The organism is Bartonella sp. M0192 (assembly GCF_016102305.1).
GTDB lineage: Bacteria > Pseudomonadota > Alphaproteobacteria > Rhizobiales > Rhizobiaceae > Bartonella > Bartonella apihabitans.
Genome location: NZ_JACFOU010000001.1, coordinates 2,202,724 through 2,228,151, shown reverse-complemented (window position 1 = coordinate 2,228,151; position 25,428 = coordinate 2,202,724). Strand labels below are relative to the sequence as shown.

Here is a 25,428-nt window from a genome sequence, read left to right as displayed (position 1 = left end):
AGCGTTTATGACCGGCATTAAAAATATCCGGTCTTTATCTTGAGCGGTGACAACGCTGTTGATTTTATAATCTTGAATTGTGGAAACGCTGTTCGATAAAGACGTGCAATAAATACATTGCCTTTACTTGCTTTTTTTCCGGTGAGAGATTTTATTAATTGGCGCGCACCGTGGCGGGCTTTTTTAAACGCTTCTCAAAACGCTAGCCATAAAGGCAATCTGAAAGGCAAGGTCGATGACAAATAAAAACACAGAAATGGCAATCGCCTATGACTTTGATGGCACATTGGCCGACGGTAACATGCAAGAAGCGCAATTTTTGCCCAATATCGGTATGAAACCGAAAGATTTCTGGGAAGAGGTCAATCAACTGGCAAAGGAAAATCAGGGCGATAACGTGCTCATCTATATGAGCCGGATGCTCCGCAAAGCCGATGCCGCCGAAGTTCCGGTGCGGCGCGAAGATTTCAAGAAACTTGGCGAAGCAGTCAAATTGTTCAAAGGCGTGGAAAGCTGGTTTCAACGCATCAACATTTACGGAAAATCAAAAGGTGTGGATGTCAAACATTACCTGCTTTCTTCAGGAAATTATGAAATTATTGCCGGAACACCGATCGCAAAAGAGTTTACTGAAATTTACGCATCCAAATTCTTGTTCGACGCAAATGGTGTTGCTTTTTCTCCGGCCTTGGCTGTCAATTACACAACCAAAACACAATATCTTTTTCGCATCAATAAAGGCGCGTTCGATCTGAGCGACGATGTCAAGGTCAATCAATATGTGAACAAGGCAGACCGTCCCGTTCCCTTTGAAAATATGGTCTATATTGGCGACGGAACAACAGATGTTCCCTGTTTTCGCCTTGTCAAAGATCAGGGCGGGCTCTCGGTAGCGGTTTATAAAGCCAATAAAAATGGTGCACACGAAACGGCATCGAAATATATAGCGGATGGTCGTGTCCAATGTGTCTTACCGGCAAATTATTCCGAAGGCAGCAAACTTGAAGAGGTGATCAAGGCAAATATTGATGTTGTAGCCGCACGCTCTGCCCTTAAAAATCTGCTCTATCATAAAAAACAACCGCGAAAAGCCCGTGCAAATAAGAGTAATCAATAGTCACCTCTTTTCAAGAGCCCGAAATTCTGCCAACCCCGCCAATTTTGAAAGCGGGAAATGTTAGTCAGAACAATCCAATCTTTTTGATTGGGGGGGCAAAATCTTTCCGGAAAAGCCACTGGAAAATTGCACTGCAAAAGTCTTTCAAACACTGTCAATTGTTTTGCGATTGTTTTGATTGATTTAATCTAGAAAATCTGAAACCAAAATGACCGTGAGCCATATCCGCTCCTTTTTGCCAAGCGTGCAATGACTCTTCAAAAAAAATTGTAAAACTATCTTCAAACTAATCAAGCCTCATTTGAATAGCGGAAGATTATCGGGAATATCGTCAAGTTTATCACGATAGAGACTGATAAAAGTTTCAAGGTCACAAAGCGTTCCAAGATCATAAGCACCACTTTTCGCGCTTTCATTTTTTTCTGCTGTTTTTGCTCTATCCTTTTTTTGCGTTGTTTTGGTGCCATCCTGTTTTTCGGGCGTTTCAGCATTCTTTGCTTTTTCCGGCGTTTTATCCCCTTTCTCGTCCCTTCTGCTGTTTTCGTCTTTTCCGGATAAACTGCATTCCGGATTGGTATAAATTTCGCGGGCAATCGGTTTTTCCTCTGAAAGTGGCGTTAAAAACCGCCATTCGTCAAGTGTTCGGGCAGCAAATGACAATTGCACGGCCAAGCGGCCGGTTTTGTTATTCTTATAACGCTTGAATATCAGCATACCACCGGGGGGAATATCATCTGCCGGATAGGAAGCAAGTTTCCAATGAAAATCCAATATGGTTTTGATTTGTGAAATATTGGTGTCATGGCCGACAAATATAACAAGGGGTGCGCCCAGTTCCGGAAAGCTCGGTTCGCCTCCCGACGTTCTATTAGCAAGGAGGCTATCGGTTATTTCATGCATTAAAATATTGCCGCCGGTTCTTGCAATTTCCATTGTATTGTCGAGAAGATCATATTTTGCTGCATGAAGGCTCATTAGCTTCAACACGTCGTCCGCATTTTTTACGTGCCCGAATGCCACATTCTGAAGGGGTAATCCTTCACTATATTGCAAGCGGATTGTTTCCGAAATTGCACTGGCAGACGAGACAGGGCCGGTCAATTTGTATTTTCCGGATTTTGCTTTTTTGAAGCCCCATTTTTCATCCAGAAATTTGCAGTCTTTCGGGTTTTTGCCACACACGGTTTGGCGCAACCACTCCACATCATCGGCATATTTTTGTGCGGCTTTTTCAGGCGAGCCCCCCATAGCTTCCAGCACTTCATTGTCAACCTTTTTCGGGTCGGGGTGCGCCAGCCCCATTTCCACAGATTGAAAAAGCGGGTCTTTTTTTTGAAGCGGCAAATGGCTTGGCGTTATATCGCATCCGGCAAACATACCGTCGGTTAAAGCTTGCGCTGTTGCAACAGTCCGCTCGATAGGGCTTGCCCAGATGAAGACTTCATTTTTTTTCGGGCAAGGGGAGGAGAGTGCAAGGCCTTCGCTTTTCCAGTTTTCAAACATATAGCGGGATTGGTCAACAATTCCCGCATAGCCATGGCCGCTCAAATTGCCGTCGGGAACTAACCATTGCGGCCATTTCTTGCCGGTTGCTTGATCGAGTTTTGCGGTGTCGTTTTGCGGGCGCACGCCATGGCGCATCAAAATCACCACCTTGTCCAATGTGTAATCGGAAAAATCATCACCGGCTATCGCCTCCGGCTTTGATATAGACAAACTCAACAACAGAACGACAATGAAAACCGCCATCAAGCGGCATATTTGAACCCGCAAAAAACGGATTGTCGCAATAGACATGTCGGTTGATTTTTTCATGTGCTAATCGCCTTCAAGCTCCGGCTTCAAAAATCGTCGTTCCTCTCGAAAGAATGTCGTCAATTTCACAAATAGTCATTACGCGCTTTTTTGACAGGAAAAACGCAAAAACAAGCCGAATATTTCCCGCCGCTATTTCAGCAAAAACACATTATGCTTTTAAAAAATCGCATCTTTTTTCTTTTCCACCAAGCACAAAGTGGCCGGAATGATGACAGGTCTTCTAAACGAATAATACACCAATAAGCACGAAACCCGTGCGAGGATAAATCCGGGAAAATAAATGAAAGTACAATAAAAAACAGCTCCCGCAGGAGCTGTCTTATTTGGTGCATATCTAGCTTGTTAACAGCCAGACCGCATTTTCTAATCTGTGAACATTAAATTATATGAAAATAACCAGTTGTCAATATTTTTTTATTCTTGCTTATTTTTTCCTCTTGTTTAAATTTTTCAAGAATTTTGCGTGAGGGGAGCGGTTATGACTGCAGAAAATTATTCCAATGTTCGTTTTTCTTTCGATATCGGCACCAATTCTATCGGCTGGGCCGTTTTTCAATTAAATAACAAGCAGGAAGCGGTAAAAATTCTCAATGCCGGTGCACGTATTTTTAGCGATGGTCGGGATCCGCAAAGTGGCGACCCGTTGGCGGTAAGGCGGCGTACCGTTCGTTCGGCTTCCCGCATGCGCGACCGTTATCTTCGTCGCAGGAAAAGAACATTGGATAAATTGATAGGCTATGGCCTTTTGCCTGAAGATAAAGCCGCACGTGATAAAATACTCCTTGAAACAAATGACAAACCATCCGGTTCTAGAGATAAAAAGACCGACCCCTATTCGTTAAGAGCACGGGCACTTGAAGAAAAATTACCCTTGGCCTATGTGGCGCGCGCGCTTTTCCATATCGGGCAAAGGCGCGGCTTCAAATCCAACCGTAAAGCCGACCGTAAAAGCAATGAAAAAGGCAAAATTGCTGTCGGTATTGAAGAATTGTCAGGCTTGATGCACCAAAGCCACGCATCGACTTTGGGCGCTTATCTTGCCAAACGGCGGGATGAGGGGCATGTTGTGCGCCTTCGGGCCAATTCCGAAGCGTTAACGGATAAGGCTTACGCCTTTTATCCCGAACGTTCCATGCTTGAAGACGAGTTCCGCAAAATCTGGCAAGCGCAGGCAGAATATTATCCCGATGTTTTAACAAAAGAACGGGAAGAAGAATTGTTCCATGTCATGTTCTTCCAGCGCCCGCTTAAAGAACAGAAGGTGGGCTTCTGCACCTTGGTTGAAGGCGAATTGAGACTTCCCAAATCCGACCCGCTTTTTCAACAATTCCGCCTCTATAAAGAAATCAATGAATTGGCGATTATCCTTCCCGATTTGTCACAACGCAAATTGACCATGGAAGAGCGCGATACGCTCATCACATTGATGCGACCGGCCAAAACAAAAACATTTGCGGCACTTCGCAAAGCGTTGAAAATTCCCGCTGGCGGGCGTTTCAATAAAGAAACCGAAAATCGCAAGCAGCTAACGGGTGACGAAGTCTATTCGGTCTTTTCAAAACCGGAACTTTTCGGGGGTGATTGGGCCAAATTTTCAATAAAGCAACAGTGCGAAGTTATTGACCAACTGGAGAATGAAGAAAATCCCGATAAACTCGAAGAATGGTTGAAGAACAAATTCTCGAAATTGTCGGATGAACAGCGGGCTGAAATTATCAATGCCAATCTGCCTGACGGTTATGGGCGTTTTGGCATTACAGCAACATCGAAAATTCTGGAACAATTGAAGAAGGATGTAATTAGCGAAGCCGAAGCCGCCCATCGTTGCGGTTTCGATCATTCATTGGCAAATCGCAATTGGAAGGGATTGGACGAGTTGCCACGCTATCAGGAGGTTCTGGAACGCCATATCGTTCCTGGAACCGGCGACAAGAATGATATTTATGACATTTATAAGGGCAGGCTCACCAATCCCACAGTTCATATCGGGCTCAATCAGGTTCGTCGCCTCACCAACCGGCTCATCAAGGCTTATGGCAAGCCGTGGCAAATTGTGGTGGAGCTTGCGCGCGATCTACCCTTGTCGCAAGAGCAAAAACGTAAAGTTAATAAAACGATCAAAAATAATACTGATGCAGCTATAAGACGGTCCGAACAACTTGGGGAAATCGGCAAAAGAGACAATGGTTATAACCGGCTATTACTGAAACTTTGGGAAGAACTCGGAGATGACCCGAACGATAGAAAGTCCATCTATTCGGGAAAAGTGATCGAACAAGATCAACTATTTAACGGCGAAGTTGAAATCGATCATATCTTGCCTTTTTCAAGTACGCTTGATGATAGTTATGCTAATAAAATTCTCTGTCTGCGTGAAGAAAACAGATTGAAAAGCAACTTTGCGCCGGCAGATGTCGGAAAGTGGCAAGATCACTATAATGAAATCCTTGAGCGGGCAAAAATATTGCCAAAAAATAAGCAATGGCGTTTTGCACTCGGTGCAATGGATAAGTTCGAGGACAAGAGTGAATTTATTGCCCGTCAATTGACAGATACCCAATATCTGGCAAAGCTTGCTCGCGAATATTTTGATAGCCTTTATCCGGGGGAAGAGGTGAATGCGGATGACGAGTTCAAAAAAGTTCAACATGTGTGGGCGATTCCCGGCAAATTAACAGAACTTCTTCGCCGCAATTGGGGCTTGAACGAGTTACTCTCTCCTGCTGGAGATAAAAGCTCAAACAGTCCTAAAAACCGTAAGGATCACCGTCATCATGCCATTGATGCCATCGTGATCGGCATGACAACACGTTCTCTGTTAAATAAGATAGCTAAGAAATATGGCAAAGGAGAGTTGGACGATATTGAGACGATTTTAAAGCGAGCATTTTCTGAAGAATTCCCATTCGAGGATTTTAGAAAGGCGGTTAAAGATGCGATTGATAAAATCATCATAAGCCATAAGCAGGACCATGGCACAATAAGCCGTGCCGGTTACGCTCAAGGCAAGGGTAAAACCGCCGGACAATTGCATGATGCAACAGCTTTAGGCTTAACCGGTGAAACGGATGACGAGGGCAAAAAATTTGTTGTCACGAGAGAGAATTTCTTGTCGCTTGAAAGTACAGATATTCCAAAAATTCGTGACAAGAATTTACGAGCCGAGCTTGATAGTGCAGCGAAACAGAGTTTGCCGCCAGATTTCGGTAAAATGACGAAAGCGCAGAAAAAGAAAGAATTTCAGAAAGTGCTAGTTAGTTTCGCACGTGACCATAAGCTTTATAAGGGTATCCGCCATGTCAGAGTACTTGATTTACTTCATGTCATTGAAATAAAAGACAAAAATGGAAAAGCTTATAAAGCTTATAAGGGTAATTCAAACTATCGCTATGATGTTTGGGAAACTTTGGATGGCAAATGGAATAGCGAAGTTATTTCAACGTTTGACGCGCACCAACCAAAATGGCGTTCGCAATTTCATAAAAATAACCCGACAGCGCGCAAAGTGTTGAGCCTGCAACAAAATGATATGGTCGCTTATAATGATCCGGAAAAAGGGTATGTGATTGCCCGCATTGTCAAATTCGGTCAAAACGGCCAGATATTTTTTGCTCCCCATAATGAAGCGGATGTATCGGGTAGGGATTCAGACAAAAATGACCCCTTTAAATTGACCTCCAGAAAAGCATCAGGGTTGAAAAAAATGCAATTCCGGCAAATTCGTGTGGATGAAATGGGGCGCGTTTTCGACCCCGGTGCGCAGGACAGAGAGTCCAAACAGGCAAGGTCATAGGAAATTAACCCTGTTTATAAAAAACTGTTGAGAGCATGCCGTTTTGCGGCATGCTCTTTTCATGGAAAGAATAGTTGACATACCTGCTGATGGCTTACACCTTGCCATAAAAAGCACCTTGCCATAAAAAGAGGTTTTTTAACCATTTCCGGTCGAGAAGCGGAAGTGGGGCGGGTTGCGCTTGATGATATTGGAGCCTTAATTACTCATTCTTATGGTTTGAGCTCAACAAATCACGTCTTTATCGAATTGTCCGAACGCTCTATTCCAATCGTTTATGTGGAAATAACCACCGTCCGGTTGCTATTGTTTGGCCAGTAGAAGGCCTTCTGTTCAAGCTGTGCGGATGAAAGCGCAGGCATCGGCACCAAAGCCGATACAAAAACAGATTTGGGCAGAAATCGTTCGTTGTAAAATCAGGCTACAAGGCGCAGTGCTCAAAGCTTGTGGCAAAGAGGGGGCGGATTTTGTCTCCATTGCCCGTCAGGTGCGTAGCGGTGACCCTGAAAATAAGGAAGCACAGGCCGCCCGCAAATATTGGAAAGCATTGTTCGGAACCGCCTTCAAGCGTGACATAGCACATGAAGGTATCAACAGCCTTTTAAATTATGGTTACATCGTTCTACGTGCACTTGTTTCACGCGCCATTTGTGCTGGTGGTCTCCATCCAACATTGGGCGTTTTTCATTCACATCGTGCCAATGCCTTCGCGCTTGCTGATGATTTGATGGAACCTTATCGTCCTTTCGTTGACCGCATGGTCTTCCGCCTGCTTACTTAAAGGAAAAACAAAAGTTGATGCCGAGGTAAAAACTTATCTTGCTTCACTTTCAACACTTGATTTGAAAAGTCATGTGGGAACGTCGCCTGTCAGCCAGCAAGTTCAATAATTTGTACATTCGGTTGCGGAAAGTTTTGAAACGGGAAAGGTCAAGTTGGCTTTACCCGATGAACGTTCAATTTTTTCTTTGCAAAACGATCCGGTCCAAATTGATGACGCATGGGGAGAAAATGACAATTATGACAGCCTATCTTGAGCGTGCAACATCGGGTCCTAAACATTTAAGCGGGTATCGATTAATGTGGATATGAGTTACTTTCGACTTACCGGTAGAGACAAGAAAACAGCGCCACGACGCAACGAAATTCAGACAATTTTTGTTGGATATTGGCTTCGAGATGAGCCAGTTCTCGAATTATCTGCGTTTCTGTAATGGAAAAGAACAATTCGAATCTTATGTCAGGAAGATCGAATCCTCCTTGCCTGAACGAGGGAACATCTATATTTTCCAATTTACCGACAAGCAATATGAAAATATCGTAAGATTTTCCGATCAGGCACGTAGGAAACGTCAAAAAAATCCCGCCCAACTGGTGTTATTTTAATGAAAAACAGCATTTTTTTTAAAAAAAAATATCCACTTAAACCTTATAAAACAAAGGGTTAAGTGGACATCGGTTGTAACAGATTAGAGAATGCGGTCAAGCCGCAACTATGCTTTGCAAGCAATTGAAATTCGCTCAGTTGTAACAGATTAGAAAATGCGGTCAAGCCGCAACAAAAAGACCTGCGACATGTTCGTCGTAGTTGTTGTAACAGATTAGAAAATGCGGTCAAGCCGCAACGCAACAACAGCCATTTGAGTGGCGCGGCCGGTTGTAACAGATTAGAAAATGTGGTCAAGCCGCAACTAAGTTTCCGTGCGATTTTGTTGTATTGTTTGTTGTAACAGATTAGAAAATGCGGTCAAGCCGCAACGAATTTTACAAAGACACTATTTGCAACTGAGTTGTAACAGATTAGAAAATGCGGTCAAGCCGCAACCGTGGACAACGCGGATAAAATAAAGGAGAGGTTGTAACAGATTGGAAAATGCGGTCAAGCCGCAATAGAACGCTGGTAAAACGTCGCTATACTCAATCTTTACTTACCTCATTATGTTATTCGTCGATTTGTTCCTCTTATGCTGTTATATTTAAGATGCGCCGAGTAAGGAACGCCATGGCTTTTAGCGATGTGGGGATTGCATTTCCGGCCCCCCGGCGTGTTACTTTCCTTTCTGTGATATACTTCTTTTGCTTGCCTTTACCGTGATTTGTGCGTTTTATACTTCGTGAATTGTCGTGGCTTGCGGCAGGTTTTTTCTCTATCGAATATCGGTTACCCGTTTTTTGCTTTGATACTGGCTCATCATCGTCAATCTTCCGGTTTCATCGGGAATATAAGTGTCTTCTGGAACAGCAGAGACTATAAGGCCTGATTATAGGTTGTTCGTTGTTAGCAAATGCTAATTTTAAAGGTGTTCCAAGGTGTTTCAAACGGTGAGAGATTTAACCACCTTTCAGAATTGCCAAGCAATGTGAAAATATGGTTAGATTTTCAGGGAAAACGTGAAAGACACGTCAAAAAAATCGAAAATTACCAGTGTTATTTTAATGAAAAACGGCATTTTTTTAAAAAAAATATCCACTTAAACCTTATAAAACAAAGGGTTAAGTGGATATCGGTTGTAACAGATTAGAAAATGCGGTCAAGCCGCAACTAATGCGGCACTCATGGGCGCTCCGGAAGAGTTGTAACAGATTAGAAAATGCGGTCAAGCCGCAACTAGGCTTGCGAACGCTCGACCAAATCAAATGTTGTAACAGATTAGAAAATGCGGTCAAGCCGCAACCGTGGACAACGCGGATAAAATAAAGGAGAGGTTGTAACAGATTGGAAAATGCGGTCAAGCCGCAATAGAACGCTGGTAAAACGTCGCTATACTCAATCTTTACTTCCTTAATTAGGTTGTTCGTTGATTATACTTTTCAATCCCATTATATTTTTCTTGGACACCGAGCCATCCGGAGCGCCACCTTTTTGGTGTTGGGGGTTTCCGACCCAACGGTGTCGTCAATTTTTTCTTTTTTTGCTTTCTCAAAATTTCCGGCATCGCTTGAAGTAAAGTCGTTATAAATATTACTTCCGAGCGTGTCTTTTGCAGATCGCTTAGCCAATGTTTACTGCCATAATAATTGAATGCGGAAACATAGCCATTTTGATTTTTAAAAAGTCGGCATCCGGAATTGCGTGTTCAGTGATTGAGGAATAAATTTCCGATGTCGCTTTGATATGATGCTTACGTTTACGGATTAAAACACCTTTGCCTGAACGATGAAAGTTCGATATTTTTTTGCCTTAAGGGACAAGCAAATTGATCGTGCGCTTATGTGAAAATCTTGTTAGATTTTTAGGAAAAACGTGAAAGGCACGTCAAAAAAATCGAAATTTACCGGTGTTATTTTAATGAAAAACAGCATTTTTTTAAAAAAAATATCCACTTAAACCTTATAAAACAAAGGGTTAAGTGGATATCGGTTGTAACAGATTAGAAAATGCGGTCAAGCCGCAACAATCTAACAATTTCGTCACGATATTTTCTTTGTTGTAACAGATTAGAAAATGCGGTCAAGCCGCAACACGTAAAATGCTTTGATATTATTATCTTTTGTTGTAACAGATTAGAAAATGCGGTCAAGCCGCAACCACACGGGAGTCATTTGCAGAACAATCAAGTTGTAACAGATTAGAAAATGCGGTCAAGCCGCAACGAACCGTTATGAACGCGAAAGCACGAAAGCGTTGTAACAGATTAGAAAATGCGGTCAAGCCGCAACAAACGACTTCAGAGATCAGAACTTGGCCAGATGTATCAGCCTATATAAAACGCGATCAGGCTGCAAGCATGGTCAAGAAAGCCATTATTGCAGCCTGAACACAACAGATTAAAAAATGCGGTCAAGCCGCAACTAAAAGTGTCAATAAACTAACAGCTAATAGTCTATCAGATTGGAACAAGCGGTCAAGCGCGGCCATTCCGAACGGGCGCATAACTAAAGAAGTCGTTTCAAAGAAAAGCAAAATCATGGCGGAGAGGGAGGGATTTGAACCCCCGATAGAGTTGCCCCTATGCCGCATTTCGAGTGCGGTGCTTTCAACCACTCAGCCACCTCTCCATAAAAGGCGAACTTTGTTTGTTAAACAAACATCCGAGCGCGTTAGCGGCTAAATAGCTGGCAATTGGCTTTGACACAAGCCCCTTTTTTGATTTTTTGGAAAATTCCGCTCACCATTTCAACTTTGTTTTGTTCATTTTTGCGCGGGGCCATAGGCGCATTTTAAAAAAACGCATCAGAGTTTTTCCAGTTCATTGCTGTTTGCCCGACAAAAAATTATTTGTTTTAGAGAGCTTCCGGTTTTTTGCCATGATTGCCGGTTAATTCACAAAAAGCCTTCCGGTTTTTTAAAGCTGGTCGATTGACAAGTGAAGAAAACTTCTGCATAAATCGGTGAAAGGTGTAGTGTGTCTACATTTATGTGAAAAAATGTATCTGCACTTGTTTAAAATTATGCCGGTCGGTTTTTAGGGCTGGCAAATTTTAAAGACTGATAATTTTAACGACTGATAAAAAGACGGGCTGTCTTATCGCTTTGAAGTGTTGGACAAGATCCGGATGGAACGAAAGGGTAAAAAATGTTCGCAGTCATCAAGACGGGTGGTAAACAATACCGTGTTTCCCCCAGCCAACTTGTGAAAGTTGAAAAGGTCGCTGGCAATGCCGGCGATATTGTGGAGTTCAATCAGGTTCTCGTTGTCGGCGAAGGTGAAACAGCAACAATCGGAACTCCTGTGGTTGCCGATGCGTTGGTAACAGCAGAGGTTGTTGAACAGGCACGTGCACGCAAAGTTATTGCTTTCAAAAAGCGCCGCCGCCAGAATTCGAAGCGCATTCGTGGTCATCGTCAGGAATTCACCACAATTCGCATTTCCGAAATTCTTACAGGTGGTGCAAAGCCTTCCAAGGCTGCAACAAAGCCGGCTGAAAAAGCAGCAAAACCGGTAGCCGCCAAAGAGGCAGCACCAAAGGCTGAAAAACCGGCTGCAAAGAAAGCCAAAACAGAAACAACCGAAAAAAAAGCAGCGCCGAAAAAGGCAGCCGCTAAAAAGTCGGAAAAGTAAGAGAGATTAAAGGAGAACAACCATGGCACACAAAAAAGCTGGTGGTTCCTCGCGTAACGGTCGCGATTCAGAATCAAAACGCCTAGGCGTTAAAAAATTTGGTGGTGAAGCAGTTATTCCGGGTAACATCATTATCCGGCAACGCGGCACACAATGGCACCCTGGCGAAAATGTCGGCATGGGTAAAGACCATACATTATTTGCCCTTAAAGCGGGCAAAGTATCTTTCTGCGTCAAAGCGAATGACCGCTCCTATGTGTCGGTGATTCCGATGGCGGAGGCAGCAGAGTAAGCCGGAGCTCTTAAATAAAACCGGCGTCCCGTTGGACCCCGGTTAGCTTCCAAAGCAAATTAAAGGGAAAGATGGGACACCATCCTTCCCTTTTTCTTTTGCTCCAGGAGGTAACTATGAGCACTGAATTATTAGAAGAAATAAGAAAGAGGCCGCCCAGAACCTTGGATTGCCCGGTTCTGGTAACTGAAAGGCTTGTTTTACGCGCACCCAATGTAGAAGACATGGACGCCATTGCCGATCTCGCCAACAACCGGAATGTATCTGCCATGCTTCAATCCGTGCCTTTTCCATTCACACGAAAACATGCAGCAGAATACATTCTTCGTTCGGTGGCGGGCGAGATGGGCTATTGCGCCTATGCCATTACAAAAGCCGAAGATGGCGCATTTATCGGCGCCTGTCATATAAAGGACCGCGAAGAGGGCGAAGGCTTGAGCCTGCGTTACTGGATTGGCAAACCCTATTGGAATAAAGGCTATGCAACTGAAGCGGTTGGCAGCCTGATTGATGCCGCTTTCCGTGCAACCGATATTGATGCGCTTTATGTTTCGAATTTCGCGGCCAATAAAGCTTCCCGCCGCGTTATCGAAAAACAGGGCTTTGAATATATCGGAACATCCGAACAAAACTCGCTGGTTTCCGGTCTGGTTATCGCCGACAATTATGTCCTCGAACGCGAAAAATGGATCGGCCAGTTGAGCAAATGCGCCTGAACACGCCCGCTTCAATAAAGAGGCCTGAATAAACTAAGTTGAACTGGCAGGCCTCAAAAGCTTGGCTGAACAATCAGGCCTTTTATAAAAAAGGCCTGATGAGGCCGTTTCAATCGGGACGATTTGGTGAAACTGGCCGAGTGGTGCAGGCTTTTTCATTTTAGCCACGCTTAAAAATTGACAAAAGCAAAACGGATGCGACAAACCGGTTTAACTCGCTGTCTTAAGGTTTATCACGCTGTCTTAAAGTCTGCTTTATCAAAGCGGACTTCTTGTTAAGTAGCACGACGCATTCACCGGTATATTATCAAAAGCTTTCCTAAAAAATCGAAAACCGTGGGGGGCAAAATTGCTTGAGGTCTTTGTAAAAAAAAGCCCGAACATGCCGGCTTATCCTGTGTTGGTAAGATCACTTCTACCTTGCCCGAACGATGAAATTTCGATATTTTTTTTGCCTTACGGGACAAGCAAATTGATCGTGTGCTTATGTGAAAATATTGTTAGATTTTCAAGTAAAACGTGAAAGGCACGTCAAAAAAAATCGAAATTTACCGGTGTTATTTTAATGAAAAACAGCATTTTTTTTAAAAAAAATATCCACTTAAACCTTATAAAACAAAGGGTTAAGTGGACATCGGTTGTAACAGATTAGAAAATGCGGTCAAGCCGCAACTGCCTCCAACGGTTCAGACAAACGCCAGTGGTTGTAACAGATTAGAAAATGCGGTCAAGCCGCAACACGAAACCTTTTGCACTCCGAGCGTTCAATGTTGTAACAGATTAGAAAATGCGGTCAAGCCGCAACAAGACGTTAATAAACGCAAGCTTACCGTCAGTTGTAACAGATTAGAAAATGCGGTCAAGCCGCAACAGCTTTGTTCATTAAACGTTGAATGGTCGGTTGTAACAGATTAGAAAATGCGGTCAAGCCGCAACATTTGTGACTGAAAGCTCGCTAATCGCTGCGGTTGTAACAGATTAGAAAATGCGGTCAAGCCGCAACTGCGATGGGCGCGGACCATTCGTTGCCGATGGTTGTAACAGATTAGAAAATGCGGTCAAGCCGCAACGGCTGACACTGCTCCCAAAGTTGCAAAAGAATTGTAACAGATTAGAAAATGCGGTCAAGCCGCAACATCGGGGAAAAACCAGTGGCACTCCAGTGCGTTGTAACAGATTAGAAAATGCGGTCAAGCCGAAGCCGAAACTATTAGCGCATCAAGTTACCTGAGTAACGAATGTATGTAGAAGGATATAGATAATAACGCTACCAAAGCGATAATAGAATAAAGGCTAAAAACACTATTAATTTTCATTGTTTCGCTCATAAGATTTGACCTATGAACAATCTTCCCGCCTACAATAAATTTTCTTATAGGTGTTTCTATAAAAACCCATATTACATAAGATAAAAGAATTACATATAAAAAATATAATATAAAATTTATTCCGCCGGAAAAACGAAAAAGTACGGCGTTGTGACTACTGAAAAAAACCAGTATTATCTGATGACACATATATATAGAAAAACTTATTTCACCTAATGTAACAAATAACTTATTGGAAATTAAACGAGAGAGTAACCCATCTTGTGCAAAAAAATAGATTACAGCAGCCATTACGGCAAATCCGCCCACCAAAGTTGACCAGTTATATACAACAGGTCCAAAATATATTCTATAAAAAGTATCAGAAATAGACGGGAAGAGAATAAAGATAATAAGCGCAAAAACGGAAATAAATTGGTAAACAGTCGCTATTTTGTAATTTTCTTTATTATTCTTTTGCTCCCATAAATAATATAGGAACATACCGATGGAGAACTCAAAAATCCTCGACAATGGATTAATGTAAAGAAGGGCATGCCCTGTTAATTGTATTAACTTATTATTATCTGGCGCCATCCATGGTATAGAAAAGTAACCATTAATGAAGATAATTAGCAATAAAGGAATGGAAGATATAAAAATTAACAATTTAGGTTTTTTATGTAGAATTATTAACAATAATGGATATACAATATAAAATGAAAATTCAGTAGAAATACTCCATGACACTGCATTATATGAAAAATAATAACGCACATTCGGTATCCAAGATTGTGCCATGAATATAAAAGGAATTAAAGTACTCCAATTAATACGATAATGTAATAAAAAATATCCTAACAAAAAGCAAAATATGTAGCATGGAAATATACGCGCGAAACGGGCTTTAAAGAACATAAAAATAGTTCGTTCGTTATTAAATTCTCTGTATGCATATGCCAATATAAAACCGGATAAAATAAAAAAGAATGAAACACCTTGCGCAAGCCGAGATATTATAACGGAAAAAAATGGTGTTATCTCTCCGAAAAATGTTGTCGAACAATGATGGAAAATAATCATTAAGCAAGCAAAAAATCGTAGAGACGTTAAAGCATCAAGCTTAGTCTTTGTATTCATAATTAATTACCGCTCTAGTATAAAATATAAATTGGATTGGATGGGGCTTTTACTCTTTTATTGCGCTCATATGCGGAGAACTCACAACATCAGCGTTGAAACTTCGGAAAAATCGTAAAATAACTCCTATCCCGTGAAACGGGAATATTATGACTGAGAATGGATAATCGGGTAGCGTTGCGGTGAGAGTGCTGGTGAAGACGGGATCTGTAGAGAACGAGGTCGAGTCATGAGCCTTGAAAGACTTGAAGATGTTAAGAGTAATTCCACTCGACTTCGTTATCGCGAGACAACAGAGCACTAAAACCAGAAAAACTTGAAGCCGCAAACAGCGTTGTTTCAGGTCAAAAAATTTGGTCAAATAGCAACGATCGGTAGCCATGTATGAAGTCTCCGGACGAAGCACCACATTAGAAAATGGGGTTAAGCCACATCACGCGCCCGCCCTTAGTGTTTTGGTGGCGTGTTGTAACAGATTAGAAAATGCGGTCAAGCCGCAACAGATCGAAATTTCACAGGCGATTTCAGCCAGTTGTAACAGATTAGAAAATGCGGTCAAGCCGCAACTGAAGCTCTCGAACAACGTTCGGGCTTCGGGTTGTAACAGATTAGAAAATGCGGTCAAGCGGCTGTAGAAGATGTTTCGGTTTCATAAGTGTTGTGCGGTGGACTGTTTGCTTTTTTCGTTCAAGGCATGGCCTGCATCACGTGGCAATGTGCGGAAGATGAAGAAAGCAAGTGCCGAGATGAAGCCGACGACGAAAAAGCCCGTATGAAAATCGCCAAGTTTCAATATATTGTCGTGAAAGGAGCTCGCAATTTCCAGAACCGCGCCAGCAATTGCAATGCCGAGCGCCATTGAAGCCTGTTGGGCAACAGCGGCAATCGGCGTTGCCTGACTGATGTCTTCTTTGGCAATATCGGAAAAGGCAAGCGCATTGACACCGGAGAAGAAAAGCGAGCGCAAAAAGCCGCCGAACAGGAGCACGATAATCATCAGCAAATAGGGCGTGGTGGGGTAAAACAAGCCATTGGAAGCGGTAAACATTGCCGAGACGAGAGAACCCGCCATCAACACTTTGCGAAAGCCGAAACGGGCATAAACTTCTTTTGCCCCGAACTTCATGCCGAGCGAGCCGATGGCCGCGGCAAGAACCATAAGGCCGGATTCAATCGGCGAAAGGCCAAAGGCAAGTTGCAGCATCATGGGAAGCAGGAAAGGCACGGCGCCAATGCCAAGCCGGAAAACGCTGCCGCCGATAATGGCGCGTGCAAAAACCGGATCGGAAAAAAGCTTAAGGTCAAGAAGCGGAGCTGTGCGGTTTTTTGCGTGTTTGATATATATGGTGCCGAAAATCACGCCCAAAATGGTGACACTGATGCCGACACTTTGCGGCAAGGCGGGAAGGCTCACAATCGAAAGGCCGAAAATAAAGCCGGAAAGGCTGATTGCCGAAAGGAAAAAGCCTGTCCAATCAAGCGGGCGGATATATCTCTTTTCATTTTTTGGCAGATAGATTGATGACAGCACAAGCCCGATAAAACCGATCGGGATATTGATGAGAAAAATCCAGTGCCATGAAAAAAAGGTGGTGATGAAGCCGCCAAGCGGCGGGCCTACAAGCGGGCCAACAAGGGCGGGAATGGAGAACCACTGGAAGGCAATGACAAGCTGGTTTTTCGGGGTGGATTTAACGAGAAGAAGCCGGCCGACAGGTGTCATCATTGCCCCGCCTATGCCTTGCAAAAAGCGCGATAAAACAAAGGAATGGAGCGAGAAGGAAAAAGCGCAGCAAACAGAGCCTGCAAGAAAAACCACAATGGCAACACGGAAGATGATGCGGGCGGTGAAACGGTCGGAGATCCACCCGCTTATGGGAATGAAAACCGAAAGTGCCACGAGATAGGAAGTCATGGCGAGTTTGAGCGCGATGGGGCTTGTGTTCAAATCGGCGGCAATGGCGGGAAGGGATGTGGAAATCACATTGGAATCCACATGTTCCATAAACAAAGCGACAGCCAGAACCATAGGAAGAATGTGCATTAAATAACCCGAACCCGACTTTTGAACGATGGAACCTTTATAACCTGTGTGCCTATATAGCGCGAAGAACCTTGATGACTCTCAAACCTTATACATGAAAAACTGATATGGCCTAAACCGATAGAACCTGAAAACTGTTTATGACTGAAAATCGCGACAATCCCGATAGCATCATTGAGGCCGACATTATCTTGACCGGTTTCAACTGTGAAGAACAGTGAGAGCGACAAAAACCGGCTTCACTTTATCGTGGTTTTTCATTTCATTCTTGACCTTGAGGGAAAAATAAATTCTTCATCGTTAATGTTCATGGAACGTCCGAAAGGGCTACACATAACATTTACGACACCTATATGTTTTATATCATTCTTTAAAAATAACGTTTTACCCGCTTCGGGGTGATCAATAAAATGCGCTGATGGAGCGTTCACTTGCCGCATAAAAAAACAATTGTTCTCACTAATCTGACTGAAGGCCCGATCACCAGAACGTTGCTTCTCTTTGCCATTCCGACATTGCTGTCCAATGTTTTGCAATCGCTCAACGGTTCGATCAACACAATCTGGGTGGGGCGGTTTTTAGGCGAAAGTGCACTTGCGGCAACGGCCAATGCCAATATTATCACCTTTCTTTTGTTTGCCCTTGTTTTCGGTTTCGGTATGGCGGCAACCATTATGGTTGGCCAATCCATCGGGCGCAAAGATTTGCACCGTGCGCGGCAGGCATTCGGCGCATCCATCGGCTTTTGTCTGTTTCTCTCGGTGGTTCTGGCGGTCTTGGGGTGGTTTTTTTCGCCCGAAATTTTGCGCTTTCTTGAAACACCGGCTGATGCTTTTACGCTGGCAGAAGATTATTTGCGTGTTATCTTCCTTGCTGCACCCCCCGATCTTTTGATGGTCATGATTATGATGGGGCTTCGCGGGGCGGGCGATTCTATGACGCCGCTCATTTTTATGTGCGTCAATGTTGTGCTTGATATTATTTTCAACCCCGTGCTCATCTTGGGCTTGTGGATTTTTCCGGAAATGGGCATTGCGGGGGCTGCCGCCTCGACATCTGTTTCGGGCTATCTCGCGCTTTTTGCCATGATTATCTATATCTATGTGAAGAAATTGCCTTTGCGGCTTAAAGGGCGGGAACTCACCTATATCTGGCCGGATTTTAGCCTGATGCGCTTCATCGTGCTGAAAGGTTTCCCGATGAGCCTGCAAATGGTCATCATTGCCACATCCGGCCTTGTCATGATCGGTCTTGTCAATCAGGAAGGTGTGACCACCATTGCCGCCTATAACATCATGCAGCAATTATGGACCTACCTGCAAATGCCTTCCATGGCAGTGGGGGCGGCGGTTAGCGCAATGGTTGCGCAAAATATCGGCGCCGGTCGCTGGAACAGGATTTCAAAAACCACATTGATCGGCTGCGCAGCAACATTTGTCATGACAGCCATTCTGCTTGGCTTATTGCTCATCTTTGATCGTCCGGTCATTATCCTGTTTTTGGGCAATGATAGCGCGGCCGTGCCAATGGCGCAGCATATTCAGGCGATTGCAAGCTGGAGCTTTCTGTTTTTCGGCCTTGCAATGGTGCTCTTTTCAACAGTTCGTGCCAATGGCGCGGTTCTTGTGCCGCTCATTTGCCTGTTCATTGCTGTCTATCCGGTGCGGCTCGGCTTCTATTACATGTTTTATGGCTCCATAAAGGCAGATGCCATCTGGTGGAGCTTCACCGTCGGTGCTTTTGCCTCGCTCATTCTGGCGCTTTCCTATTATCTTTCGGGCACTTGGAAAAAGCAAAAAGTGCTCTAGTCCTCTAAAGCAGCGACAGCTTGATCGCGCTTGGCTCTTCAAGCAAATTTAACAGGAAAAGCTTGCTTCAAAAGAGAGCAAAAAAGAGGGAGAAAAGCTCTTTTGTGGCAAGGGATAAAAAGCTGCTTGAAGGGAGGCCCAAGAATAAGCGGCTTAAGGCAGAATCTGCCAAAGCTGGTGGACTTTGAAGAGAGTGACGAAACAGCGAAAGGCCGAAAGCGTGCACCGTTCAGGAATTTTCTAGAATGGTTTTCGGCTTTGGTGTTTTGGGTTTGAGATATTTTTGCCCGAAAACCGTTAAAATTAGTGCAAGAAAGCCGCCGACAATGGAAACATAAAAGCCGCTTTCGGGGTTAAAAGCATCAATCAGTTTTCCCGAAATGGCAGCGCCTGCCGCGACACCCATTGCCATTCCGGTAATTCCCCACGACATGCCTTCGGTGAGTTTTTCAGGCGGTACAATTGTGTCAATCAACGACATCGCAATGATGATTGTTGGCGAACAGGCCGCACCTGCAATAAGAAGCACGACGCTCAAATTCCATAAGTTTGTGACAAGCAAGAGTGGCAATGTTGTAACCGCAGCAACGATGGTGGCAACAAGAAGCTGTTTTGACAATGTCATGCGGGCAGGCAGTGCACCATAAACAATGCCGGCAATGAAAGAGCCTGCCGCATAAAGCACAAGTGGCAGCGCAGTGTAATTTGACTGTTGCAGCGATTTGCCGATGGCCACGGCCGAAATTTCCGCAGTGCCGAAAATGGTACCGACGCAAAACATAATCACAGTGAGAAGCTCGATCGAAAAAAGCCGGATAACCGATGTGGAGCCTTTTTGCCGCTTGCCATGGGCGACCGGCTCGGTCGATTTTTGCAAGGTAAAGATCAAGCCTGCAACGAGCATGATAAGACCGGCAGCAAGCGGTCCGGCAGCCGGAAACAGATGGTTTGTAAGCTCGATCGCAATAATGGGGCCGACCATGAAGATCAATTCATCAACAATTGATTCATAGGCAAAGGCCGAACGTAAAAGCGGCGAACCATGATAGAGTTGCGACCAACGTGTGCGCACGAAAGAGCCGAAACTCGGCATAAAACCGATGAGAATTGCGGCAATAATCAAGATGAAAAGCGGCGCTTTATATTGTGCGGCAATCAACAAGCCGCAAAGCGACAGGAAAGAAATCAGAAGTGCCGGACGCGCCACACGGGCTTGCCCGTATTCATCGGCAAGTTTTGATATTTGCGGCGTAATAATGGCATTGGAGAGGACATAACTTGCCGAAACGAGACCGGCGGTGGCATAGTCCAAACCTTCAATGGCAAACATTGTCATAATGCCGATTGAAATCATCGATATCGGAATACGTGCGAATACCCCCGTTACCGAAAAGGCAACAGTGCCGGGTTTTTTGAATAATTCGCGATATATATTGGCCATGACAAATGTCCTCAAGCGCCCTTCAAAGGCGTTTCCTTCATCTATTGACATCACGTGCTTATGTCAATTTCTGCAGCCTTTAAATGAATGCCGTTAATTGTGGGATGAATAGCTGCTTGAAAAACTATTTATCCATTCTGCCTGATTGGCAGGGGAAAAGCAAAATTATCTCAAAAAAACACGAATACAACGCAAGCAGCTATTGTTCAAATGAAACGCGTGATCAATTCCATTTAAAATATACTGATTGATTTTTCAGGAATGCGGTTGATGGATTAAAATCCTGACCATTTTGCCATGACTATCGGCGGGAAGAAAAAAGAAGCGCGCGAGTCCCATTCGATTTATTGGAAAGATGTAAACACAATGCGCTTACTGCCTTGTGCTGCATAGAGAAAAGCGAGGCGTTGAATTCATCCGCAAAGATTTGCCGCAATCGGCTTTGAAAGCTATAGCTGAAAAATTCTTTTCCTGAGCGGGGCAGTTGCCATGAGCCTCAAGATTGTTAAAGGAAAATGTATCTTCGCCGGAACTTTGGAGAGCCAAAAATATTCCCGTTAAAACTGTAGCGTTTTGATGCGCGGTGGTTTTTCAATGCAGGCAACGCCGGTTCACGTACCAGTGTTGTCTTTTGTCTTTCTTTATGCCGTAAATTGCGAAAACATATTTTGCCAATGCGACGAACCGTCCGAACGCATTGGCTTTTCAAAAAAGCTTTATTCGCCCCAGGTGCGTTCGAGAACCGAGATCCAGTTTTTCGAGGTGATTTTCTCGATCTCGTCATGGTTGAAACCGGATTTTTCCATTTCGGCGACGAGCTTCGGCAATTGTGAACAATCATGCAATTCATTCGGAATTGTTGTGCCATCGAAATCCGAACCGAGGCCGACATGTTCCACGCCGACAATATCGACAATATAGCGCATGTGGTTGATAATGGTTTTAAGCGGTGTGTCGCGGTTGCGTTCGCCATCTTCGCGCAGGAATTTGACACCGAAATTAATGCCGACCAAGCCCTTGCTTTTTCCGATAGCGCGCAATTGCTCATCGGTGAGGTTGCGGCTTTGATGGCTCAAGTGATAGGCGTTTGAATGGGAAGCAACAAGCGGCGCATCGCTCAATTTTGCAATGTCCCAGAAGCCTTTTTCATTCATATGAGAAAGATCAACCATAATGCCGAGCTTGTTACACTCGCGAACAAGTTTTTTACCCGTATCTGTCAAGCCCGGTCCGATGTCGCCGGTCGAACCATATTTGAACGGTACTCCGAAACCGAATATATTGGGTCTGCTCCAGACGGGGCCGAGGCTGCGCAATCCATCCTGATAAAGACGGGTAAGTTCTTCCAGATTTTCGCCAATGGCTTCCGCACCTTCAATATGAAAAACCGCAGCAAATTGATGCGCCTTGATTGCCTCTTTAATATCGCGCGCGGTTTTGCAAATTTTGAAACGTTCAGGTTTCAGCTTTTCAATATCATGGAGAAGCTTTGCCATTTCCATGGTGGGCTTTGTAGCGTCTTTTAACAATAATTCAGGATAGACACCGTTTTTATCGGGCTGAAGATCAACCGATGGCGGATAAACTGCACAAAGCCCGCCAATAAGGCCGCCTTTTTCAGCCTTTGGCAGGTCAAGTTCTGCACTTTCAAAACCATTGATGAAAGCCGAAGGGTCAAGGTTTTTCTCGTCGCGGATTTTGGAGAGAATGTCATTGTGCCCGTCAAAACATTGGATGAGTGTTTCAGCCATAAAAATTGCCTTATCAGAATGTGTTTTCAAATCATTATTCTTATACGCCACTATTGAGCTTTAAAACAGCAACTGACAAAAGTTTGATTATAACGAGACAGAACACGTAGCGCTGATGACAGCGGCAAGTTCAAAGTGCTGACTTCCCGTCATTGCCTGTTTAAGCGTGAGGCAATGAAAGCTTGGGTTTCATAAAGATTTTTATTTATGCCAAGCCCTATATTTATGAAAATTTTAAAAGCTCGTCATCAAAGTTGCAGCCAATCAAAGCTGTCTTCACACGGGCACTCTTTTCGCGTTTCAGATAAAATCATCTTTAAAACGGTCGATCTGGTGCATACGCTCATGCAATATTGTGACGATACCTGTATCGTTGTTTTTCAGCTTTTTCCAATAGATATAATGATGTTTATAGTGATAGAAATAGCCGTGAACGGAAAATTTGGCAGGTATCGGTCGTGACATTACCTGACCATCGGCAATTGCCTGAAAACAGTTGAATAAACCATTCAAATAGTCTTCTGCCCGTGCCGCGCCCGATTTGTTTGACGTGTAGCGATAGATCTCGTCAAGACGGAAAATTGTTGCCTGTTGCAGCTGAAAACCGCTCATGACTTGTTCTTGTATCTGGAAATAATGTCTGCCGCCGAAATAGTAATGTAACTCTCGTCAGGTTCGGAAAACGCAAGCTGCAATTCGGCTTTCAGCCGGTTAAACGCCTGTTCGTCGTGGCGTTCCTTGTCTTTTCTTATGAGATCACGCACATATTCGCTGACATTTTCATAAGGCCCGTTATCGCCTATTTGGCGGGCAACATAATCACCTAGTGTTTCGCCAATGCGTACCGTCATTGTTGTTGTGCGAGCCATGCGATCTCCTTTATTGTATTACAAATAACCAATATTGAAGACAAGTCAAGGAGAGCTTTCAGTCGTCATCACAAGCGATCATCTGACACACTGGACGGAAACTGCAGCACAATGCCGTCGAACATCCTGAAGACAAGATGTGGCGATTCCTCACGACGACGATGAGCATTTTAACGCATGGATGGCTTTTAACGGCTGTTTGCTATTCAAAACTCGCAATTTCAAAACATGAGTAGAGTTTTGGCTTCGAAAATTTTCGCTTTACTAAAGTTTTGCCCCACCAAATTTCGCCTTCGCAAAGTCTCGCATCGACAACCCGTAGTTTCGCTCTACCAGAGTTTTGCGTGCCGGTTTATATCTTTATAGAGGAGATAACGGAATGGTTCCGGTCCGCCTGCATAGCAGGCTTGCGGGCAAAATGCGCGCAACCACATAAAATCGCCTTTTTCGACTTCCACCCAATCATCATTCAGCCGATAAACGCCTTTGCCTTGCAAGACATAAAGCCCGTGTTCCATAACGTGGGTTTCCATGAAAGGAATATGGGCGCCCGGCATAAAGGTGACAATGGCAACATTCATGTCATGGCGCAAGTCGTTCATATCCATGAAACGGCTTGTCAACCATACACCCTCATGGCCTTTCATTTCGGCAGGCGTTATTTGCTGGTCGGAAGAAAAAATTGCATCAGGTTTATCAAGCCCTTCCACTTTTTCATAAGCCTTGCGGATCCAGTGAAAGCGCGCGGTGGTTTTTGCTTCATTCCATAATTGATAATCGTGCCCCGCTGGAAGATAGGCAAAACCACCTTTGTGAAGAACATGTTTTTTGCCTTCTAGCACAATGGTGAGTGCACCATCGGTCACAAAGAAAACGGCTTCCGCACGCTTGTCATTTTCGGGATGTGTTGACCCGCCCGAAGGTTCGATCTCGCCGATATATTGGGAAAATGTTTCTGAAAAACCTGTCATCGGGCGCGCCAACACCCAAAAGCGGGATTTTGTAAAAAACGGCAATTGGCTTGTGACAATATCCGTCATGACAGAAGCGGGCATCACCATATAAGCGTCTTTGAAGGTCGCTTTGCTGCTCAAAAGTTCGGAACGTGGTTGTAATCCGCCAAGCGGAAAATAATAGTCTTTCTCATTCATCGAATTGTTGTCTCCTCTTTTGTGAAAGCTTTTTCAAAAAGTCTCACTTGTTAAAAAGTCTCTTTCGTCGCAAGCCCGGCTCGTCAAAAAGCTTTTAAAACCCCTTCAAAAATTTGCTCCAATTTATCGTTGTTTTGCCTGTTTTATCGGCCGAGGTTTATAAAAATTGGGCAGACAATCTTTGAACCTTTTTTAGGCGATCGCAGACAGGTTTCATAATATTTACTCTGCCTCTTTTGCTTCTCCTCCGGAAAAGTTTGGATTGCGTGGGCCAAGACTTTCTTTCATTTTTCTCGTCAATACATGTTGAAACTGTTGTTCAACCGGTTTGAGTACGCGGCTTGTCTGGTGAAACAATGTCAAAATGCGGAAGGCCGGATGGGTAATAACGGGAATGAAGAGAAATTCATTGTCAAACCCTTCCGGCAATTCTGTGCGGCTTAAAATGGAAACATAGTTTCCCGTTGCAACGAGTTGAACGATCAATGGAATGGATGATGTTTCGACAATCGGAACGGCGGTCACAAGCGGGGGCCCAAGCGTTTCGATGAGCGATTTCAATTTTGTGCCTTTTTCAGGAAGCACCAAAGCTTCGCCGATAATTTCGGCAAGATTGACTTTGGTTTTTCCATGCAAACGTTTTTCGAGACTATGACCTTTGCGAAGAAAAAGCCCAAGCGGGCATTTCACCTCTTTATCAATGGCAAAACGGGGCTGCTTTTCAATGTCATAGGCCAAAGCAAGATCGGCTTTGCCATCAAGAAGCACATTCTGCACATCCTCGTTTTGCGCGGTCAATACGTTGATTTTTGTAGATTTATGGTTTTGCTGGAAGTCGACAATTGCCGAAAAAAGAAGGGTGCTAGCGAGATTTTCTTCGCATACAATTGTCAAATTCTGGCGGATAACACCTTTGAGAGCTTTAATCTCGCTCAACATCCGCTCTTCATTGCGCATTGTTTCGCGGATATGTCCAAGCACCAGTTCGCCGGTGGCGGTGAGTTCCAGCCCCTTATGGCTGCGGGAAAAAACCGGTGTGCCGATTTCTTCTTCAAAGAGCTTTATTTGCCGCTGGATGGCAGAAGCGGCAACATGAAGCTTTTGTGCGGCACTCCGTATCGAGCCGGAACGCGCCACCTCGTCAAGATATTTCATCAAACGGTGTTGCAAAATGTTTA

General features: G+C 44.1%; 16 protein-coding genes, 1 tRNA gene, 1 pseudogene and 4 CRISPR repeat arrays. Of the genes and pseudogenes, 8 read left to right on the top strand and 10 right to left on the bottom strand.

Features of this window, described 5'->3' with window-relative positions; genetic code table 11:
• Window positions 1–235 precede the first annotated feature (235 nt).
• On the top strand, window positions 236–1,117 hold the full coding sequence (locus H3S82_RS09680) for an HAD family hydrolase (protein ID WP_198233466.1): 882 nt from the start codon (window positions 236–238) through the stop codon (window positions 1,115–1,117).
• Between the two features lie 297 nt (window positions 1,118–1,414).
• Here the strand turns inward: H3S82_RS09680 and H3S82_RS09675 are convergent, their stop codons facing one another.
• Window positions 1,415–2,932 (bottom strand): histidine-type phosphatase, encoded by a 1,518-nt coding sequence (locus tag H3S82_RS09675; protein WP_198233467.1) that lies wholly within the window; start codon window positions 2,930–2,932, stop codon window positions 1,415–1,417.
• A gap of 481 nt (window positions 2,933–3,413) precedes the next feature.
• On the opposite strand from H3S82_RS09675, the gene cas9 reads away from it, so the two are divergent.
• From cas9 to cas2, 3 genes and pseudogenes are all read left to right on the top strand, one after another.
• Window positions 3,414–6,728 carry a type II CRISPR RNA-guided endonuclease Cas9 gene (gene cas9 / locus H3S82_RS09670; RefSeq protein WP_210326690.1) on the top strand — a complete coding sequence of 1,105 codons (3,315 nt, stop codon included), beginning with the start codon at window positions 3,414–3,416 and terminating at the stop codon, window positions 6,726–6,728.
• A 346-nt stretch (window positions 6,729–7,074) separates the two neighbouring features.
• Window positions 7,075–7,509: a type II CRISPR-associated endonuclease Cas1 gene (gene cas1, locus H3S82_RS11220; protein ID WP_246785266.1), complete on the top strand. Its 435-nt coding sequence runs from the start codon at window positions 7,075–7,077 to the stop codon at window positions 7,507–7,509.
• A gap of 323 nt (window positions 7,510–7,832) precedes the next feature.
• A pseudogene (gene cas2, locus H3S82_RS09660) lies at window positions 7,833–8,114 on the top strand (CRISPR-associated endonuclease Cas2); the annotation flags it as partial.
• 72 nt (window positions 8,115–8,186) lie between these two features.
• Window positions 8,187–8,619: a CRISPR direct-repeat array (repeat unit 36 nt; unit sequence GTTGTAACAGATTAGAAAATGCGGTCAAGCCGCAAC).
• A gap of 616 nt (window positions 8,620–9,235) precedes the next feature.
• Window positions 9,236–9,469: direct repeats of the CRISPR family, unit length 36 nt; unit sequence GTTGTAACAGATTAGAAAATGCGGTCAAGCCGCAAC.
• Between the two features lie 619 nt (window positions 9,470–10,088).
• Window positions 10,089–10,388: direct repeats of the CRISPR family, unit length 36 nt; unit sequence GTTGTAACAGATTAGAAAATGCGGTCAAGCCGCAAC.
• Window positions 10,389–10,637: 249 nt separating this feature from the next.
• Here cas2 and H3S82_RS09655 read toward each other — a convergent pair.
• Window positions 10,638–10,727, bottom strand: a tRNA-Ser gene (locus H3S82_RS09655).
• Between the two features lie 518 nt (window positions 10,728–11,245).
• Here H3S82_RS09655 and rplU point away from each other — a divergent pair.
• The 3 genes from rplU to H3S82_RS09640 all read left to right on the top strand — a co-directional run bounded on the left by rplU (window position 11,246) and on the right by H3S82_RS09640 (window position 12,739).
• On the top strand, window positions 11,246–11,731 hold the full coding sequence (rplU, locus tag H3S82_RS09650) for a 50S ribosomal protein L21 (protein ID WP_075868983.1): 486 nt from the start codon (window positions 11,246–11,248) through the stop codon (window positions 11,729–11,731).
• Window positions 11,732–11,753: 22 nt separating this feature from the next.
• On the top strand, window positions 11,754–12,023 hold the full coding sequence (rpmA, locus tag H3S82_RS09645; RefSeq protein WP_075868982.1) for a 50S ribosomal protein L27: 270 nt from the start codon (window positions 11,754–11,756) through the stop codon (window positions 12,021–12,023).
• A gap of 116 nt (window positions 12,024–12,139) precedes the next feature.
• A complete protein-coding gene (locus tag H3S82_RS09640; protein WP_225868304.1) occupies window positions 12,140–12,739 on the top strand; it encodes a GNAT family N-acetyltransferase in 600 nt (199 codons plus the stop codon).
• Between the two features lie 637 nt (window positions 12,740–13,376).
• Window positions 13,377–13,941: a CRISPR direct-repeat array (repeat unit 36 nt; unit sequence GTTGTAACAGATTAGAAAATGCGGTCAAGCCGCAAC).
• A gap of 21 nt (window positions 13,942–13,962) precedes the next feature.
• On the opposite strand, the gene H3S82_RS09635 is transcribed toward H3S82_RS09640, so the two are convergent.
• Window positions 13,963–15,186: an acyltransferase gene (locus H3S82_RS09635; RefSeq protein ID WP_198232722.1), complete on the bottom strand. Its 1,224-nt coding sequence runs from the start codon at window positions 15,184–15,186 to the stop codon at window positions 13,963–13,965.
• A gap of 649 nt (window positions 15,187–15,835) precedes the next feature.
• Complete coding sequence (locus tag H3S82_RS09630) at window positions 15,836–17,230, bottom strand: DHA2 family efflux MFS transporter permease subunit (protein ID WP_198232723.1); 1,395 nt, start codon at window positions 17,228–17,230, stop codon at window positions 15,836–15,838.
• A gap of 431 nt (window positions 17,231–17,661) precedes the next feature.
• On the opposite strand from H3S82_RS09630, the gene H3S82_RS09625 reads away from it, so the two are divergent.
• Window positions 17,662–19,038, top strand: a complete 1,377-nt coding sequence (locus H3S82_RS09625) for an MATE family efflux transporter (RefSeq protein WP_198232724.1) — start codon at window positions 17,662–17,664, stop codon at window positions 19,036–19,038.
• 229 nt (window positions 19,039–19,267) lie between these two features.
• On the opposite strand, the gene H3S82_RS09620 is transcribed toward H3S82_RS09625, so the two are convergent.
• The 6 genes from H3S82_RS09620 to H3S82_RS09595 form a co-directional block, all read right to left on the bottom strand.
• Window positions 19,268–20,479, bottom strand: a complete 1,212-nt coding sequence (locus tag H3S82_RS09620) for an MFS transporter (RefSeq protein ID WP_198232725.1) — start codon at window positions 20,477–20,479, stop codon at window positions 19,268–19,270.
• Between the two features lie 716 nt (window positions 20,480–21,195).
• Window positions 21,196–22,230, bottom strand: a complete 1,035-nt coding sequence (locus tag H3S82_RS09615) for a dipeptidase (protein ID WP_198232726.1) — start codon at window positions 22,228–22,230, stop codon at window positions 21,196–21,198.
• 300 nt (window positions 22,231–22,530) lie between these two features.
• Window positions 22,531–22,842, bottom strand: coding sequence for a type II toxin-antitoxin system RelE/ParE family toxin (locus H3S82_RS09610; protein WP_198232727.1), 312 nt, complete (start codon window positions 22,840–22,842; stop codon window positions 22,531–22,533).
• The gene (locus H3S82_RS09605) at window positions 22,839–23,099 is read right to left on the bottom strand and encodes a transcriptional regulator (protein WP_198232728.1); all 261 of its coding nucleotides are present in this window, start codon (window positions 23,097–23,099) and stop codon (window positions 22,839–22,841) included. Before H3S82_RS09605 ends, H3S82_RS09610 begins: the two co-directional genes overlap by 4 nt.
• A gap of 329 nt (window positions 23,100–23,428) precedes the next feature.
• The gene (locus H3S82_RS09600) at window positions 23,429–24,250 is read right to left on the bottom strand and encodes a bifunctional allantoicase/(S)-ureidoglycine aminohydrolase (protein ID WP_198232729.1); all 822 of its coding nucleotides are present in this window, start codon (window positions 24,248–24,250) and stop codon (window positions 23,429–23,431) included.
• Window positions 24,251–24,472: 222 nt separating this feature from the next.
• Window positions 24,473–25,420 carry a LysR family transcriptional regulator gene (locus H3S82_RS09595; RefSeq protein WP_198232730.1) on the bottom strand — a complete coding sequence of 316 codons (948 nt, stop codon included), beginning with the start codon at window positions 25,418–25,420 and terminating at the stop codon, window positions 24,473–24,475.
• Window positions 25,421–25,428 lie beyond the last annotated feature (8 nt).